Source organism: Methylomonas sp. Uni0009 (assembly GCF_054188105.3).
Genome location: NZ_JBTAFN010000001.1, coordinates 3306942 through 3322180, shown reverse-complemented (window position 1 = coordinate 3322180; position 15239 = coordinate 3306942). Strand labels below are relative to the sequence as shown.

General features: G+C 55.1%; 15 protein-coding genes. 12 read left to right on the top strand and 3 right to left on the bottom strand.

What is annotated here, in order from left to right; translation table 11 throughout:
* Positions 1-140: 140 nt before the first annotated feature.
* A complete protein-coding gene (locus ACWAU0_RS15415) occupies positions 141-1310 on the top strand; it encodes a right-handed parallel beta-helix repeat-containing protein (RefSeq protein ID WP_458137180.1) in 1170 nt (389 codons plus the stop codon).
* 3 nt (positions 1311-1313) lie between these two features.
* On the opposite strand, the gene ACWAU0_RS15410 is transcribed toward ACWAU0_RS15415, so the two are convergent.
* Positions 1314-1442 (bottom strand): MFS transporter small subunit, encoded by a 129-nt coding sequence (locus tag ACWAU0_RS15410; protein WP_256438971.1) that lies wholly within the window; start codon positions 1440-1442, stop codon positions 1314-1316.
* An 18-nt stretch (positions 1443-1460) separates the two neighbouring features.
* The gene (locus ACWAU0_RS15405) at positions 1461-2855 is read right to left on the bottom strand and encodes an L-lactate MFS transporter (protein WP_033156678.1); all 1395 of its coding nucleotides are present in this window, start codon (positions 2853-2855) and stop codon (positions 1461-1463) included.
* A gap of 297 nt (positions 2856-3152) precedes the next feature.
* On the opposite strand from ACWAU0_RS15405, the gene ACWAU0_RS15400 reads away from it, so the two are divergent.
* The 3 genes from ACWAU0_RS15400 to ACWAU0_RS15390 all read left to right on the top strand — a co-directional run bounded on the left by ACWAU0_RS15400 (position 3153) and on the right by ACWAU0_RS15390 (position 7717).
* Positions 3153-5504 carry a TonB-dependent receptor gene (locus ACWAU0_RS15400; RefSeq protein ID WP_458137179.1) on the top strand — a complete coding sequence of 784 codons (2352 nt, stop codon included), beginning with the start codon at positions 3153-3155 and terminating at the stop codon, positions 5502-5504.
* Positions 5504-7000 carry a PepSY domain-containing protein gene (locus ACWAU0_RS15395; RefSeq protein WP_101051889.1) on the top strand — a complete coding sequence of 499 codons (1497 nt, stop codon included), beginning with the start codon at positions 5504-5506 and terminating at the stop codon, positions 6998-7000. The genes ACWAU0_RS15400 and ACWAU0_RS15395 overlap by 1 nt, the downstream gene beginning before the upstream one ends.
* 192 nt (positions 7001-7192) lie before the next feature.
* Entirely contained in the window at positions 7193-7717 is a 525-nt protein-coding gene (locus ACWAU0_RS15390; RefSeq protein WP_033156681.1) for a hypothetical protein, read from the top strand.
* Positions 7718-7930: 213 nt separating this feature from the next.
* Here the strand turns inward: ACWAU0_RS15390 and ACWAU0_RS15385 are convergent, their stop codons facing one another.
* Positions 7931-8062, bottom strand: a complete 132-nt coding sequence (locus tag ACWAU0_RS15385) for a hypothetical protein (RefSeq protein ID WP_523070807.1) — start codon at positions 8060-8062, stop codon at positions 7931-7933.
* A gap of 13 nt (positions 8063-8075) precedes the next feature.
* On the opposite strand from ACWAU0_RS15385, the gene ACWAU0_RS15380 reads away from it, so the two are divergent.
* From ACWAU0_RS15380 to ACWAU0_RS15345, 8 genes are all read left to right on the top strand, one after another.
* Positions 8076-8558, top strand: a complete 483-nt coding sequence (locus ACWAU0_RS15380; RefSeq protein WP_033156682.1) for an MSMEG_0572/Sll0783 family nitrogen starvation response protein — start codon at positions 8076-8078, stop codon at positions 8556-8558.
* A 155-nt stretch (positions 8559-8713) separates the two neighbouring features.
* Entirely contained in the window at positions 8714-9709 is a 996-nt protein-coding gene (locus ACWAU0_RS15375) for a Nit6803 family nitrilase (protein ID WP_205453972.1), read from the top strand.
* A complete protein-coding gene (locus tag ACWAU0_RS15370; protein WP_458137178.1) occupies positions 9687-10799 on the top strand; it encodes an MSMEG_0568 family radical SAM protein in 1113 nt (370 codons plus the stop codon). Before ACWAU0_RS15375 ends, ACWAU0_RS15370 begins: the two co-directional genes overlap by 23 nt.
* A 1-nt stretch (position 10800) precedes the next feature.
* Positions 10801-11343, top strand: a complete 543-nt coding sequence (locus ACWAU0_RS15365; protein WP_458137177.1) for an MSMEG_0567/Sll0786 family nitrogen starvation N-acetyltransferase — start codon at positions 10801-10803, stop codon at positions 11341-11343.
* The gene (locus tag ACWAU0_RS15360) at positions 11340-12389 is read left to right on the top strand and encodes a sll0787 family AIR synthase-like protein (RefSeq protein ID WP_458137176.1); all 1050 of its coding nucleotides are present in this window, start codon (positions 11340-11342) and stop codon (positions 12387-12389) included. The genes ACWAU0_RS15365 and ACWAU0_RS15360 overlap by 4 nt, the downstream gene beginning before the upstream one ends.
* Before the next feature lie 2 nt (positions 12390-12391).
* Positions 12392-13567, top strand: coding sequence for an MSMEG_0565 family glycosyltransferase (locus ACWAU0_RS15355; protein ID WP_033156686.1), 1176 nt, complete (start codon positions 12392-12394; stop codon positions 13565-13567).
* Positions 13560-13847 (top strand): MSMEG_0570 family nitrogen starvation response protein, encoded by a 288-nt coding sequence (locus ACWAU0_RS15350; RefSeq protein WP_033156687.1) that lies wholly within the window; start codon positions 13560-13562, stop codon positions 13845-13847. Before ACWAU0_RS15355 ends, ACWAU0_RS15350 begins: the two co-directional genes overlap by 8 nt.
* Before the next feature lie 35 nt (positions 13848-13882).
* Positions 13883-15154 (top strand): MSMEG_0569 family flavin-dependent oxidoreductase, encoded by a 1272-nt coding sequence (locus ACWAU0_RS15345; RefSeq protein ID WP_458137175.1) that lies wholly within the window; start codon positions 13883-13885, stop codon positions 15152-15154.
* Positions 15155-15239: the final 85 nt, after the last annotated feature.

Here is a 15239-nt window from a genome sequence, read left to right as displayed (position 1 = left end):
GGATAATACTCTTATCTGGTCCAAGTATTACTTTAAATATTGCAAGTTCAGTCCGACGCCTTTGTAAGGCGCTGCAGACCGGACAGAATATAGCGCTTGGGATTAATGAATTTTACAGCCGCCCATAACCAGGAGCCGGGATGCAACGCTTGATATTGTCGGGATGTTTGATCAGTGTGGTTAGTTGGCTGCTGGCCTTCCCGGCGCACGGCACCGAATGGCAAGTCGGCCCGCAGCGCGCGCTTAAGCTGCCTAGCGCGGCTGCAAGACTGGCCAAAGACGGCGATGTCGTCAGCATTGATGCCGGACTCTATGAGGGCGACGTCGCCAGTTGGCCGCAGCAGCGCTTGACCATACGCGGACTGGCAGGCAGCGCTCACCTGGATGCGCTTGGCAATTCAGCGGAAGGCAAAGCGATCTGGGTACTAAAAGGTAATGACACGGTCGTTGAAAATATCGAACTTTCCGGGGCCAGCGCGCCGGCGCTGAACGGTGCCGGCATCCGCTTCGAAGGCACTCATCTGACTCTAAGAAACTGCCATTTCCATCACAACCAGATGGGCATCTTGACCGGCGTTAACCCTGACAGCGACATCCTGATCGAAAATTCGGAGTTTAACGACAACACCGTCGATTATCCGCGCTACGGTAAACTCGGCCATAACATCTACATTGGCAATATCCGCCGTTTTACCCTGCAAAATTCTTATATCCACGATGCCAGCACTGGCCATAACGTCAAATCGCGGGCCAGGGAAAACTATATTCTTTACAATCGCATCACGGACGAGCGTAACGGCTCCAGCTATTTGGTGGATTTACCGGATGGCGGTGCCGGCTATCTGATCGGAAATCTGTTTCATCAAAGTGAAAACACCGAAAATGCCGCAATGCTGGCTTTTGCCGCCGAACACAACCAAACCCAGCCGAATCAACAGCTTTATCTGGTCAACAATACCTTCGTCAACGATTACCCCGGCGGCTCGTTTCTGAATAATCACAGTATTGCCACTGCGATGTTAATCAACAATCTGTTGATAGGCGAAGCCACCGCCATGATTGGCCCAAACCAGGAAAACCACAACCTCAAAGCTAAGGCCAACGTGTTACTTGATCCGGCAAATTACGATTACCGCCTGAAACCTAATGCGCCGGCAATCGATCAGGGCATCTCCCCTGGATTCGCCGCCAACGGGATGCAGCTTAATCCGCAATTTGTCTATCGCCATCCGCGCGGCAGCGAAAAACGCCGCCAACAAGGACCGCTTGATGTGGGCGCCTACGAATTTATCGCCCAACAGCCCGATTAAACCTCAGCTGAACAAAGCCAAGGCCTTTTTCAACGTTGACCACACACCCCAACTGAGCGGGATCAGTACATAAAGCCAGAATACCGCCAACAGCCAGGGGCTGGAAGATTTGCCCGATTCGGAGTTATTCATAAAAGTGCCCTGCCTTGCTTAATGTTCGGCTTCGTCAGCCGGATAAATACCGTCCAGCTCATCGAAATCGCCGTGTTTCATATGATGTTTCTCATGCACCGGCCGGATCGATAGATTGGCAATAAAGCCCACCACCAATAATCCGGCCATGATGTACATGGTCACGTTGTAAGCATCGGCCTTAGCCACGCCCTGGCCGATTTGATATTCGCGGATGTAATTCACCAACACCGGCCCCAACACACCGGCGGTTGACCAAGCCGTCAACAATCGGCCATGGATACCGCCGACAAAACGGGTGCCGAAAATGTCCGCCAGATAAGCCGGAATTGTGGAAAAACCGCCGCCGTACATGCTCATGATCAAAGCGTACAGCAACACGAACAGCGCCATATTGCCGCTCATACCCATGGTAGGTATCGTAGAATACAAGCCAGCTCCGACCGCGAAAAAAATAAAATAGGTGTTTTTACGCCCGAGATAATCCGACGCCGACGACCAGAAAAACCGCCCGCCCATATTGAACAAACTCAGCAAACCGACGAACCCGGCCGCCGAAGCCGGCGTTACCGAGCCTTTAAACATCTCCTGTATCATCACCGAAGCTTGCCCCAGCACACCGATACCGGCCGTCACATTCAGACACAACACCAGCCACAGCAAATAAAATTGCGGGGTTTTTAAAGCTTGGTCGATATGCACGTGCTTATCGGTGATCATTTTGTTTTGCACCAGCGGCGGCGTCCATCCCGCAGGCTGCCAATCAGGCGGCGGGATGCGGATGGTCAATGCACCTATCAGCATCGAACAAAAATACAGGCCGCCCATCACCAAAAATGTTTGCACTACCCCAACCGATTCGGCCGATTTAAACTGGTCCATCAGCAACACGGACAAGGGCGCGCCTATCATCGCCCCGCCACCGAAACCCATGATAGCCATACCTGTCGCCATACCGCGCCGATCCGGAAACCATTTGATCAACGTCGATACCGGCGACACATAGCCCAAACCCAAACCAATACCGCCAATCACCCCATAACCCAGATAAATCAGCCAAATTTCGTGCAGGTGTACGCCCAAGGCCGAGATCAAAAAGCCGCCACCAAAACAGCAGGCCGCGACGAACATCGTCAGGCGTGGCCCGACTTTTTCCAGCCATTTGCCGCCGAACGCCGCCGACAACCCTAAAAACACAATCGCCAGACTGAATATCCAGCCCAGCGTCGTCAGCTTCCAATCCTCCGGCGCGGAGGTACCGATGCCTATTACCCGAGTCAATGGATCGTTGAACACACTGAACGCATAGGCTTGGCCGATGCACAGATGCACCGATAAAGCCGCCGGCGGCACTAACCAACGGCTATAGCCGGGCTGCGCGACGCTATGTTGTTTGGAAAAAAATCCCGACATACTTGATCCATTGTTTAACTAAATTTTCGATAGTGGCGTTTTACCGCAGCGCCGGCCCATGCGGCATTTTAGCATTGCCGGCCGGCAGGCTTTAAGTCCAATATCCGCGGACCTAAATCAGTACCAAGCCGGCGAAACAAGCCATATACCGCGAAACCGTCCATTTATCTAACATAGATTAATTAAAAAACTCAGCCCTTATGCCCTGCAACACCCGCCGTGTTGGGACTTCCGTTCCCGGCACACTAATTGCTGCCACCCAAAAGCCTTCTAACTTCTAAATACCTGATAAAAACAATGAAAAAAACCAAGTTACAGGATTTTCCAGTTGCCCAAACCGGCCACCTAGCAGGCGTCGCCGCCTTGCTGTTTTCGCTGCACGGCATCGCCCACGCCGCCGAGCCATCGCCGACCGAGGATCTAAAAACCAGCGAAACCAACAGCAAAACCAAAACGGCCAGAACCGCTAGCCAAAGCCAAACCAGCGACACCGCCACTACGCTGGATACAGTCACCGTAGCGGGAACGGCTCCCTTTAATCCACCCAACCAAAAACCGCAACTGGATAGCGAAGCCGCTACCGGCAGCCGCTTGGGCCTGACACCTCGCGAAACGCCGGCTTCGATCACGATTATTGAACGGGCGACTTTCGAAAAGCGCGGCGCGCAGACTACGCAGGAAGCCTTGGAAAAAGCTCCAGGCATACTCGTATCGTCGCAACCCGGCTCGGCTGGCTCGGTTTCGATGCGAGGTTTCACCGGTTCGCAAATTACGCAGTTGTTCAACGGCATTACCGTGCAATATGACGTCGTGGCCGCCCGCCCCATCGACAGTTGGCTAACTGATCGCGTCGAAGTCTTGGGCGGACCGTCCACATTTTTATACGGCCAAGGCGCTGTAGGCGGGTCGGTCAACTATGTTAGCAAAATCGCCCACCGAGGCCCGGATGAACATCACGGCTTAGTTTCGCTGGGTGAATACTTAAATCGCCGAGCTTCCTACGGTTTCAACGGCCAACTGGGTAATACCGATAATTGGCTGCAAGCCGACATCAGCTATTTGGGTTCCGAAGGCTATATCGACCACACGGAAGCCGATTCCGGCGTGATGTCGTTTTCCTTGTTAAGCGACATTACGTCCAAACTGTCGCACACCATCGCCTTCGAGCATCAGATGGAAGACCGCGATTCTTACTGGGGCACGCCGGTGCTGAATCCGGTCGTCAACGGTAGAATAGTCCCCTGGGGTACCGCCGGTTTAGGGCCCACCGAAGGCCAAATAGACCCCGGCACCCGCTTTAAAAACTATAACGCCAGTGGTTCGGTATTTGATCAGCAGGTGTTTTGGTTACGCGACATTGTCGACTATCAACTGTCCGATAACACCCAATTCAAAAACACCTTTTACTATTACAAAGCGGATCGCCAGTATTTAAACGTAGAAGGTTACGACTGGAACAGCACTAATACGCTGATTACCCGCAATAAATCGTTTGCGGTAAATCACGATCAGGCTTTGGTCGGCAACCGATTCGAAATCGTGCATAGCAGTAATTGGTTCAGCCTGCCTTCGAAAATTTCGGCCGGGGTCGACATTGCCTACAACAAGCAAACCCGCGCACCCAGCATGGAAAGCTCGACAGGCACCGTCAGTATCGTTAACCCATACAATTTCAGCACCGGCACCTACTACGACAACCCTCTGGCCACCGGGCCAATCTCCAACGCCCGCAACGAACTGTATACCGTCGCCGGTTATGCCGAAAACCGCCTGACTCTGGTGCCCGATTTAAACTTGATCACGGGCGTGCGGGTAGACGATATTCGTCTGGATGCGAAAAATCTACGCACTTCCTTTGTGCCTCCGACCGCCACCAGCCCCGCCGCTTTCGGCCGGCGCTGGACCGCAGTGACTTGGCGGGCAGCGTTGATGTACGACATCACCTCCACCTTCAACGTCTACGCACAATACAGCACCGCAGCCGATCCGCCGTCCGGCATTTTGACCACCGGCACCTTCGCCGCGCTGCAAGACTTCGATCTCACCACCGGTCGACAAGCAGAAGTAGGCACCAAATTCGACTTTTGGGACGGCAAAGGCTCGGCGACACTGGCAGGCTATTACATCGAACGGAAAAATCTATCGATAACCGATCCGACGGACCGAAATCGGCAGTTACCGATTGGCGCACAGTCCTCTGGCGGTGTAGAGGCCAATATCGGGGTACAACTCACCGACGAATGGAGCGTGCAAGGCAACATGGCCTACGTCGATGCCCAGTACGACAAATTCCTGGAAACCGTCGGCACCAGCACGGTCTCAAGAAAAGGCAATCGGCCGGCCAATGTCGCCAAATGGGTGGCTAATGCCTGGCTGACCTGGGATTTCGATGCCGACTGGCAATGGAATTTTGGCTCGCGCTACGTCGGCGACCGTTTCGTCGATACCGCCAACCTGATCAAAACCCCGGCTTATGCGGTATTCGATACCCAACTGTTCTGGAAATTTAATCCAAAAGCCACGGTCACCGCGCGGGTTAAAAACCTGTCCGACGAGCAATACGTCGAATGGGGTAGCGGCGGTAACGCCCCGTTATTTTTCGTCGCCGCACCGCGTACCTTCATGATGGAATTGAAAGTAGACTTTTAATGCTCAACGGGCTAAAGCGCAATCTATATCTGGTTCACCGTTGGCTGGGTATAGCCTTGTGCTGTTTCATGGCCATGTGGTTCGTATCCGGCGTCGTGATGATGTATGTCGGCTACCCCAAACTGACACCACAGGAAAAGCTGAGCGCCTTGCCTGGCTTGGCGGCTGAGCGCTGCCGCATCAACCTTGCACAAGCATTGGAAGCTAGTGCTCAAGCCAAAAGTCCCGATAGCGTGCGCTTGACCAGCGTGGCCGGCGCGCCGCGTTATGTATTTGCTTACGGCAAAACCCAAATCGCCGTGGATGCCGAAACCGGGAACCGTGTCGATCAGGTGACGCCGGCCCAGGCCTTAGCGTCAGCCGGCAGCTTTCTGGCGACGGCTGACGGCTATTATCTGGATCGCATCGACGAAGACGCCTGGACGCATTCCAAAGCGCTGGACGAACATCGGCCGCTGCACCGCGTGCAAATGGCCGACGAGCAAGCCACGCTGCTTTATATTTCCAACACTACCGGCGAAGTGGTGCGCGATGCCACTCGCCACGAACGCACCTGGAACTGGCTGGGCGCCTGGATTCATTGGCTATATCCGTTTCGCGGCGGCGCTTTGGATCGTTACGCGGCGGACATTGTCATTTACACCGCGCTGGCCGGTTCGGTATTAAGTTTGCTTGGCCTAATCGTTGGCATACTGCGTTGGCGTTTTCAGGGCCGTTACAAACATGGCACAAAAACCCCATACCGCGAGGCCTGGATGCGGTGGCATCACCTGCTGGGATTGGGCTTTGGCGTAATCGCCTTCACTTGGATACTCAGTGGCTTATTTTCGATGAATCCGTGGAAAATATTCGACTCCACCGCCGCCAAACCCAAGCTCCAGACCTACATGGGCGGAGACATTTCGCCGCAGTATTTCCCGTTGTCCGCAGCGGAAGCCTTGGCGCGTTTTCAAAATACCGGGTTTCAGCCGCGGGAAATCGAATGGCGCGTACTGAACGGCCAAGGTTTTTACATTGCTTTTGATGGTCAGGGCCGCAGCCGTATCCAGACGGCGCAGACTGATAGCCGGGTTTTCGAGAAATTCGAGTGGCCGGCCCTGCAAACCGCAGCCGAACGGCTCATGGCTCCGAATAAAATTGCCAGGCAAAGCGTGTTAAACGAATACGATTTTTACTACTACAGCCGCGCCGCGCATACCATGACCGGGCACATCGACAAACGTTTGCCTATCCTGCGTTTGGAATTTGCCGACGCCGACAGCACCTGGCTGCATCTCGACCCCTACACCGGTCACTTCAGTAAACTCGATGCCGGTAGGCGCGTCAGCCGCTGGCTATTTGCCTTTTTACACAGTTGGGACTGGCTGCCTTTACTGAACAATCGGCCGGTCTGGGATATTGTGTTGATAGTATTCAGCACCGGCGGCTTGTTGATTAGCGCGAGCGGTATCGTCATCGGCTGGCGGCGTGCGAAGCGCAAGCTGGCTATTCATTAAGCCAACCCACGCATACCGTCGTTTCCAAACAGACGGGAGCCACCCATCCCTTATCAGCTCTCCCCAAGCCTGATCGGCTTAGTCGATAACCGTTAGAAAACGTCAGCCAAAACGCTTATTCTGTCGGCACGTTTAACCTCGCTGGGTAGTCCCCTTCTACCGAAACGCCAAAATGCTACGGATACTAAAACCATGAACGACTCAAGAACCCGCTTGGACAGAATCAATACCCGGATTAGAAACCACCCGCTGCTGTCATTGTTGATTGCGGTCAGCACGCTGGTTATTGGCCTTTCGACGTTTACCAACGCCACCCGGAATCTAATAGATCTGTTAAGCGGCGCAGAACAGCGGCCGGCAATCAACGGATTATGGCAAGCCCAAGTCAGCTATGACTGGCCGAACGCTAATTATCAAGAGCGATTCGATTTCGCCGGTAGCGATACGCAGCTATATGGCAGCGCTACATTTACCGGCAGCCCAAACGGCATTTTGGAAGGCGAGATCGCCGGAGGCACCTTGCGTTTTATCACCAAAACCTCGGAATCGCTGGGATCAGGCCCCACACAACAGGCTATCCATCGGTATCAAGGCAAAATAGCCGGCGATGAAATTAAATTTGTGATGCAAACCGAAGGCGGTTATTCGGCACATGTGCCTGTTGAGTTTACCGCGAAGAGAACCGGCAATCCGGCGCTTCCGCCGGCAGCTAACTGATATTTGCGCAGAACAGCAAAGTGACAGGCTTCGCGCCGCTGCCCCTGGCCGCATTTCCAATTAGACAGCCTGATCCGGTGTTAGTGATCTAAAAATATGATCTGAGTTGATTGGCTCGCTCGCAAATTGAATGATTTGGCGAAATGCCACCATAACAGTTATGCGCTTTTTCAAGCCATACAGATTTCATTTCACTAAATCTGTACTTAAAAATTAGGCGAGTAACTGAATCTGTTTGGCTTTTTCCGAGGTTAGTAAAGTATTCACCGTCGACCAGACAACGCTGGCGGCCAAAAATACTTCCCTGCATCCATCCCGCCGATGCAGGGCATTTTTTACTAACATCCAGGAGAATTCCATGCCCGCAGTCACCTCACCGGCACATCAAAAAGGCGATTGTTTTGTCGATTTCGAAGAAAAAGTATTTGAAGACGTCAAAGCCGAGCCAGGCCAGAAAGCTTTGGTCAAATTCCATACCGTCGCTTTTGAAGGATCAATTGGCTTCGTCAATCTGCTACAAGCAACCCGTTTGCAACGCAAAGGCTTCGAAACCTCCATTCTGCTGTATGGTCCGGGAGTCACCTTAGGTCTGCAGCGTGGCTTTCCACGTTTGGGCGACGAGTCTTTTCCCGGTCACCAAAACTACGCCAATCAAATCGCTAAATTCATAGAGGAAGGTGGCAAAGTCTATGCCTGCCGCTTTGCACTGCAAGCCTTGTACGGCCATGGCGAGCCCAGTTTACTGCCGGGCATTCGCCCTATCAGCCCATTAGACGTGTTAGACATCGTGTTGCTGCACCAGCGCGACAACGCCTTCATTCTCGATACCTGGACTTTGTAAACCGTAACGCCGAACCCTTCATCGAGAGGGCGTCGTAAAAACCAAAATGTAGGTTGGGTTAGCGTAGCGTAACCCAACAAAATCAAATTGTTGGGCTTCATTGCATTCAGCCCAACCTACGTTTTGAGCTTGTTGATCATCCACAGGAGAAAAAAGTGACCAATCCCAACATCGTCAGAGCGGCGGCGGTACAGATTGCGCCGGTGTTAGAATCCGCCACCGCCACCGGCGACAAGGTTTGCCAGGCCATCAGCGACGCCGCCGCGAAAGGCGCGCAAATCGTGGTGTTTCCGGAAACCTTCGTGCCTTATTACCCCTACTTTTCCTTCGTGTTGCCACCGGTCGCCCAGGGCCGTGAACATCTGAAACTATACGATTACGCGCCGACGGTACCGGGACCGATTACCGACGCGGTCGCGGCGCAAGCCAAGGCGCACGGCATCGTGGTGGTATTGGGGGTCAACGAGCGCAACCACGGCAGTCTCTATAACACCCAACTGATTTTCGACGAAACCGGCCGTCTGGCATTGAAACGCCGCAAGATCACGCCGACCTACCACGAGCGCATGATCTGGGGTCAGGGCGATGCCTCGGGATTAAAAGTTGTGGAAACCGGCATCGGCCGCATCGGTGCGCTGGCCTGTTGGGAACATTACAACCCGCTGGCCCGCTACGCCTTGATGGCTCAGCACGAACAAATCCATTGCAGCCAGTTTCCCGGCTCCCTGGTCGGGCCCATTTTTGCCGAGCAAATTGAAGTAACGATTCGCCACCATGCGCTGGAATCCGGTTGCTTTGTCATCAACGCCACCGGCTGGCTCAACGATGAGCAGATCGACGCGGTCACTACCGAGCCAACCCTGCAAAAAGCCCTGCGCGGCGGTTGTTGCACGGCGATTATTTCCCCCGAAGGCCAGCATGTGGTCGAACCGTTGCGGGAAGGCGAAGGCATACTGATCGCCGATCTGGATATGAATTTAGTCACCAAACGTAAACGGATGATGGATTCGGTCGGCCATTACGCCCGGCCGGAACTACTTAGTTTGCGCATAGCCGACAGGCCGGCGGTACCGATGTTCAGCGACCTGCCAGCCGTTTCATCTCACCCCATCCAAGAGAGCGACCGCGATGATGCTATCAGCACAAACTAAAGCCGGCGTGGCAGAGCTGATCGCCGATCTGCAATCCTTAGGCTTACGCCTGGAAGGCAGCGAAGTCGGCATCACAGGACGGCGTGGCGGTGCCGGCCCTTCTGACCACAAAGCCGTTAACTTGTCGGGCCGAACTGTGATGATACCGATTGCCACGGTCTCGGCTTGCGAGTCGCCGTTCGTCGCCAGTCGGCCCGATGTCAACGGTATCAGCGAGATTCGCCGAGACGGCGCTGTGGTCAGTCATGTTCAATTCCCACGCCAACCGCGTTTTTATGATTTGCAGACGGCCGACGGCATTCCGTATTCACAGATCGCCACGCTGCATTCGGCGGATGTGTTAGCGACCACACTACTGCAATCCTGTATTCGCTACGGCAACCGCAAAACATCCTGCCAGTTCTGCGCCATCGGCCAGTCATTGGCGGCGGGCAAAACCATCTTGCGTAAAACGCCAGAACAACTGGCCGAGGTCGCGAAAGCCGCGGTCGAACTGGATCAGGTCAATCATATGGTCATGACCACCGGCACGCCGAATCTCACCGATAGAGGCGCGGCATTGCTCTGCGAAAGTGCCGAAGCCGTTAAGGCGGTCGTCGATCTGCCGATTCAAGGCCAATGCGAGCCGCCGGATGACGACATCTGGTTCGAGCGCATGAAAAATGCCGGCATAGACAGTTTGGGTATGCATTTGGAAGCGGTCATGCCGGCAGTGCGCGCCCGCATCATGCCCGGCAAAGCCGACGTGCCGCTGGATCGTTACATGGCTGCTTTCGATGCCGCAGTGGCGGTGTTCGGTCGCGGCCAGGTTAGTACCTATATCCTGGCGGGCTTGGGCGACACGCCGGAAGCGATTCTGTCGATTTCCGAACAGTTGATCGCCAAAGGCGTTTACCCCTTCGTGGTGCCGTTCGTGCCAATTAGCGGCACACCCTTGCAAAACCATCCGGCGCCGACGCCGGCCTTCATGGAGCAAATCCTGCCGACGCTCGGCGCAATGTTGAAGCAAGCGAACCTGCTATCCCAAGACATCAAAGCCGGCTGCGCCAAATGCGGCGCCTGCTCGGCATTGGCTAGCTACGAGGTGTGAGATGTGGAGTGACGATTTTAAACCCTATTTCGCCAACGAATACCTGATCAAGTTCGTCACCCAGGACTGGGAGCGCCAGCAGATGCTGGCCTTGCGCCAAGCCGTGTTCTGCGAGGAGCAAGGTATCTTCACCGGCGACGACCTGGACGACATCGACGCCGTCGCCACGCCCATCGTTGCCATCGCCTGCCTGGCCGGCATGCCGGATCGGGTGGTCGGCACCGTGCGCATTCACCAGGAAAAGCCCGGCGTCTGGTGGGGCTCGCGCTTGGCGGTCGATCAGGACTACCGCAAGCAAGGCAGCCTCGGCGCGGCCTTGATCAAGCTGGCGGTAACCAGTGCCCACGCCCAGGGCTGCAATACCTTTTTGGCGCAGGTGCAAGCCCGCAACCAATTGCTGTTCCGCCGTCTGCACTGGAAAACCTTGCAGGAAATCGCGGTGCACGGGCGGCCGCATTATTTGATGCAAGCAGACCTGGCTTGGTATCCGCCTTATGCCAACGGCGCTATCGGTTTTGTAACAACCAGTCGGATCGCGGCATGAGTTCATTGACTGAATTGACCAAGAGCATCCAACAAGGCTTGGGGCTGGCGCATAAGCGCGACATCGCCGAGGTGGTGGGAAGACTCTATGGTTCCCACGGTCTCCGTGGGAACCCAGCCCCGGACGCTCCGGCGTCCCGAACCGCGGAGCGGTTCAGCTTGCATTCCCACGCGGAGCGTGGGAACGATGTACCCGTGGGCGATGACTGCGCGGCCATCCCCGACGGCGACGGCTTCCTGTTGCTGGCAAGCGAAGGCTATTTGAATGACTTCGTCGCCAGCCAACCCTGGTTTGCCGGCTATTGCGGCGTGATGGTCAACGTCAGCGACATTTACGCGATGGGCGGCCGGCCAATCGCGGTGGTCGATGCGATCTGGAGCGAAGGTGCTGGCCAAGCCAAGCCGATACTGGAAGGCCTGGCCACTGCCGCGCAAGTTTACGGCGTACCGGTGGTTGGCGGCCACAGCAATTTGCGTAACGACCGCCCGCAATTATCGGTAGCTATCCTGGGTCGGGCGCAAAAACTGTTGAGCAGTTTCGCCGCCAAACCGGAACAACAACTGCTGGCAGCCATCGATTTGCGCGGCCATTTTCGCGAACCCTATTTGTGGTGGGACGCCAGCACCGGCGCGCCACCGGAACGTCTACGCCAAGATTTGGAAATCCTGCCAACACTGGCCGAAACCGGCCTATGCGATGCCGCCAAGGACATCAGCAATGCCGGCGTAATCGGCACCTTATTGATGCTGTTGGAGTGCTCCGGTTTGGGCGGCGTGATCGATATTAACGCCATACCGCGTCCAAGCCACATCGATTTGGCAAGATGGTTGCGCTGCTTTCCCAGCTACGGCTTCGTGCTGAGCGTCGATACCCATGACACCGGCGACGTGATCGAACTGTTTAGCCTGCGCGGCATCGCTTGCGCGGCCATCGGCAAGACTGACGACAGTGGCCGGTTGCGGCTTAAAGCCGGCGACGCAGAGCAACTGCTCTGGGATTTAAACAGCGAAGCCCTGATCGGCTGCGGCCCAAACCGGCAGGACTAGCCATGCCAAGACTACGCATTGCCATGCTGACCCATTCCGTTAACCCGCGCGGCGGCGTGGTGCATGCGATGCAATTGGCGGAGGCCTTGCAGGAGTTGGGACACGATGTGACCTTGATCGCCGCAGCGGAACCCGGCAAAAAATTCTTTCGCGCCGTACGCTGCCGGACAACCCTGATACCGCTAACCAGATTGAGCGGCGATTTGGTCGCCACCGTCGGCCAGCGCATCCAGGCTTATATCGATTACTTCAGCCAATCCGCTACCACCACATTCGATATTTACCACGCTCAGGATGCCATCAGCGGTTGCGCGATGGCCGAACTTAGCGAACGCGGCATCATCGATGGCTTTGTCCGCACCGTGCATCATCTGGATAGTTTCGACGACGTTTCGTTGATGACCTGGCAAAGTCGCTCGTTTGTGGCCGCCCAACGAGTCTTGTGCGTCAGCCGCGATTGGCAGGACAAGTTGCACAAGCAGCATCGGATTGCCGCCACCCAAGTCAATAACGGCGTTGATGTGCAACGCTATTCGCCCGTACCGCATGCCCATGACGAAACCCTGCGCCAATCGCTGGGTTTGTCGCGGGGCGGGCCGATTTTCCTGGCGGTTGGCGGCATCGAGGCACGCAAAAACACCTTGCGTATCTTCGCGGCATTCCGTGAGGTTTTGCAGCAGCGTCCCAATACGCAGTTGATCATCGTCGGCGGCGCCAGCCTATTAGACCACAGCGACTACCGCCAACAGTTCAACGCCGCTGTCGCCGAGAGCGCTATTCAGGAGGGCCACGGCCAACCATTGATCATCACCGGTCCATTGCCCGATGCCGACATGCCGAGTTTGTTTCGTCTGGCTGACGCACTGGTGTTTCCATCATTGACCGAAGGCTTTGGCCTAGTGGTGCTGGAGGCCATTCTCTCCGGCACGCCGGCTATCGTTTCGCTGCGGCCGCCGTTTACCGATTATTTGCAAGATCAGGACTGCATCTGGACTGATCCGGAAGATAGCGCCGCGATCTCGATTGCAATGAAAACCGCCATCGATGATTTTCCCAAGGCTCGCTTGCCAACAATCGCCCAGCGTTTAAGCAGCGAGTTTTCCTGGGTGCAGTCGGCCAATACCCATCTTGAAATTTACCGTTCACTCATCAACGCCCAAGGAACCCACTATGCCTGAAATGCGCTTCCGCGTCCGCTGGCCGGACCAAACCGAAAGCCTGTGTTATTCGCCGTCACTGGTGATCAAGGATTATTTCCAACCCGGACAAAGTTATCCCTTGCCGGCATTCGTCGAGTACAGCCGCGAAGCGTTGGAAATAGCCAGCGAAAGAGTACGGCAAAAATATGGCTACACCTGTTCCAGCGCGATGAGCCAACTGGCGGAAATCGAAGCCAAGGCCAGCCAATTTTTGGATAGCGACAACCCCATGGTCAGCGTGACCGAATTCATCGAATAAACCAACACACCCCCAATCAAATAGACGAGGACGCCATGAAAGAAAAATCAGAAAATACCCGCCTGCACTATGACACGATTATCGTCGGCGGCGGCCAGGCCGGTTTGTCCGTCAGTTACAATCTGCAAAAACACGGTATCAACCACATCATCTTCGAAAAAAACCGCATCGGCCATTCTTGGCGCAACGAGCGTTGGGACAGTTTTTGTTTGGTCACCCCCAACTGGCAATGCCAACTGCCGGACTTTCCTTATCAGGGCGACGATCCCAAAGGCTTTATGCTGAAAGACGAAATCGTCGATTACATCGAAGCATTTGCCAAAAAAGTCAATCCGCCGATCCTGGAAGGCGTGGCGGTAAATCGGGTCTGGCGTGGCGAGCAAGGCCAATTGCATGTCAGCACCTCGGTCGGCGAGTTTTCCGCCGATCATCTGGTGGTAGCAACCGGCGGCTACGACATTCCCATCGTGCCCGACTATGCCCACAGCCTGCCTAAACATATCACCCAGATTCATTCGGTCAATTACCGTAACCCCGAGCAACTGCCGGAAGGTGAAGTGCTGGTGGTGGGCACCGGCCAATCCGGCGTGCAGTTAATGGAAGACTTGCATTTGGCCGGCCGCAAGGTGCATCTGGCAGTTGGTAGCGCCCCGCGTTCGCCGCGTATGTATCGCGGCCGCGAGACCACGGAATGGTTGTTTGACCTGGGTTTTTATCAATTGACCATAGACCGCCATCCCCTGGGCGACGAAGCCAAACATAAAACCAATCACTATCTAACCGGGCGTAGCGGTGGTCACGAAATTGATTTGCGCCAGTTTGCCTTGGAAGGCGTGAAACTTTACGGCAGCATGACCAATATCAACGGCAGCCTATTGGAGTTTTTACCGGATTTGACCAAAAACCTGGACGATGCCGACGAAATCTACGTCAACATCCGCAATGACATCGACCGTTACATCGCCGAGCATAATATCGATGCTCCGGTAGAACCGCCGTTCCGCAAAGTCTGGGAACCCGAGTTCGACCCTACCCGCATCGACGCCGATGCCGAAAACATCACCAGTATCATCTGGGCAATCGGTTTCAGGCCGAACTACCGATGGATAGAGCTACCGGCCTTCGATGGTCGCGGTTTCCCGCAATACGATCACGGCGTCAGCAACGTGGAGGGTCTGTACTTTATCGGCTTGCCCTGGCTGCATACCTGGGGTTCCGGACGGTTCCTGGGGATTGCCGACGATGCTCAGTATTTGGCGGACGTGATTCAGAGCAAATTGGCGGTTAAGACAGTGGCTGAGCTTTAATAATCGGCCGTCGGTGTGACAAGGCAAGCGCAGGGTTGGCTTTATAATGCGGCTTCCTGATCGAACTAAAACGCGAGGATGCTCG

What these genes read in the sequence shown, in the direction of transcription:
- ACWAU0_RS15415 (WP_458137180.1), top strand. Translation starts at nt 141, where the DNA reads ATGCAACGCTTGATATTGTCGGGATGTTTGATCAGTGTGGTTAGTTGG.
- ACWAU0_RS15410 (WP_256438971.1), bottom strand. Translation starts at nt 1,442, where the DNA reads ATGAATAACTCCGAATCGGGCAAATCTTCCAGCCCCTGGCTGTTGGCG.
- ACWAU0_RS15405 (WP_033156678.1), bottom strand. Translation starts at nt 2,855, where the DNA reads ATGTCGGGATTTTTTTCCAAACAACATAGCGTCGCGCAGCCCGGCTAT.
- ACWAU0_RS15400 (WP_458137179.1), top strand. Translation starts at nt 3,153, where the DNA reads ATGAAAAAAACCAAGTTACAGGATTTTCCAGTTGCCCAAACCGGCCAC.
- ACWAU0_RS15395 (WP_101051889.1), top strand. Translation starts at nt 5,504, where the DNA reads ATGCTCAACGGGCTAAAGCGCAATCTATATCTGGTTCACCGTTGGCTG.
- ACWAU0_RS15390 (WP_033156681.1), top strand. Translation starts at nt 7,193, where the DNA reads ATGAACGACTCAAGAACCCGCTTGGACAGAATCAATACCCGGATTAGA.
- ACWAU0_RS15385 (WP_523070807.1), bottom strand. Translation starts at nt 8,062, where the DNA reads ATGTTAGTAAAAAATGCCCTGCATCGGCGGGATGGATGCAGGGAAGTA.
- ACWAU0_RS15380 (WP_033156682.1), top strand. Translation starts at nt 8,076, where the DNA reads ATGCCCGCAGTCACCTCACCGGCACATCAAAAAGGCGATTGTTTTGTC.
- ACWAU0_RS15370 (WP_458137178.1), top strand. Translation starts at nt 9,687, where the DNA reads ATGATGCTATCAGCACAAACTAAAGCCGGCGTGGCAGAGCTGATCGCC.
- ACWAU0_RS15365 (WP_458137177.1), top strand. Translation starts at nt 10,801, where the DNA reads ATGTGGAGTGACGATTTTAAACCCTATTTCGCCAACGAATACCTGATC.
- ACWAU0_RS15360 (WP_458137176.1), top strand. Translation starts at nt 11,340, where the DNA reads ATGAGTTCATTGACTGAATTGACCAAGAGCATCCAACAAGGCTTGGGG.
- ACWAU0_RS15355 (WP_033156686.1), top strand. Translation starts at nt 12,392, where the DNA reads ATGCCAAGACTACGCATTGCCATGCTGACCCATTCCGTTAACCCGCGC.
- ACWAU0_RS15350 (WP_033156687.1), top strand. Translation starts at nt 13,560, where the DNA reads ATGCCTGAAATGCGCTTCCGCGTCCGCTGGCCGGACCAAACCGAAAGC.
- ACWAU0_RS15345 (WP_458137175.1), top strand. Translation starts at nt 13,883, where the DNA reads ATGAAAGAAAAATCAGAAAATACCCGCCTGCACTATGACACGATTATC.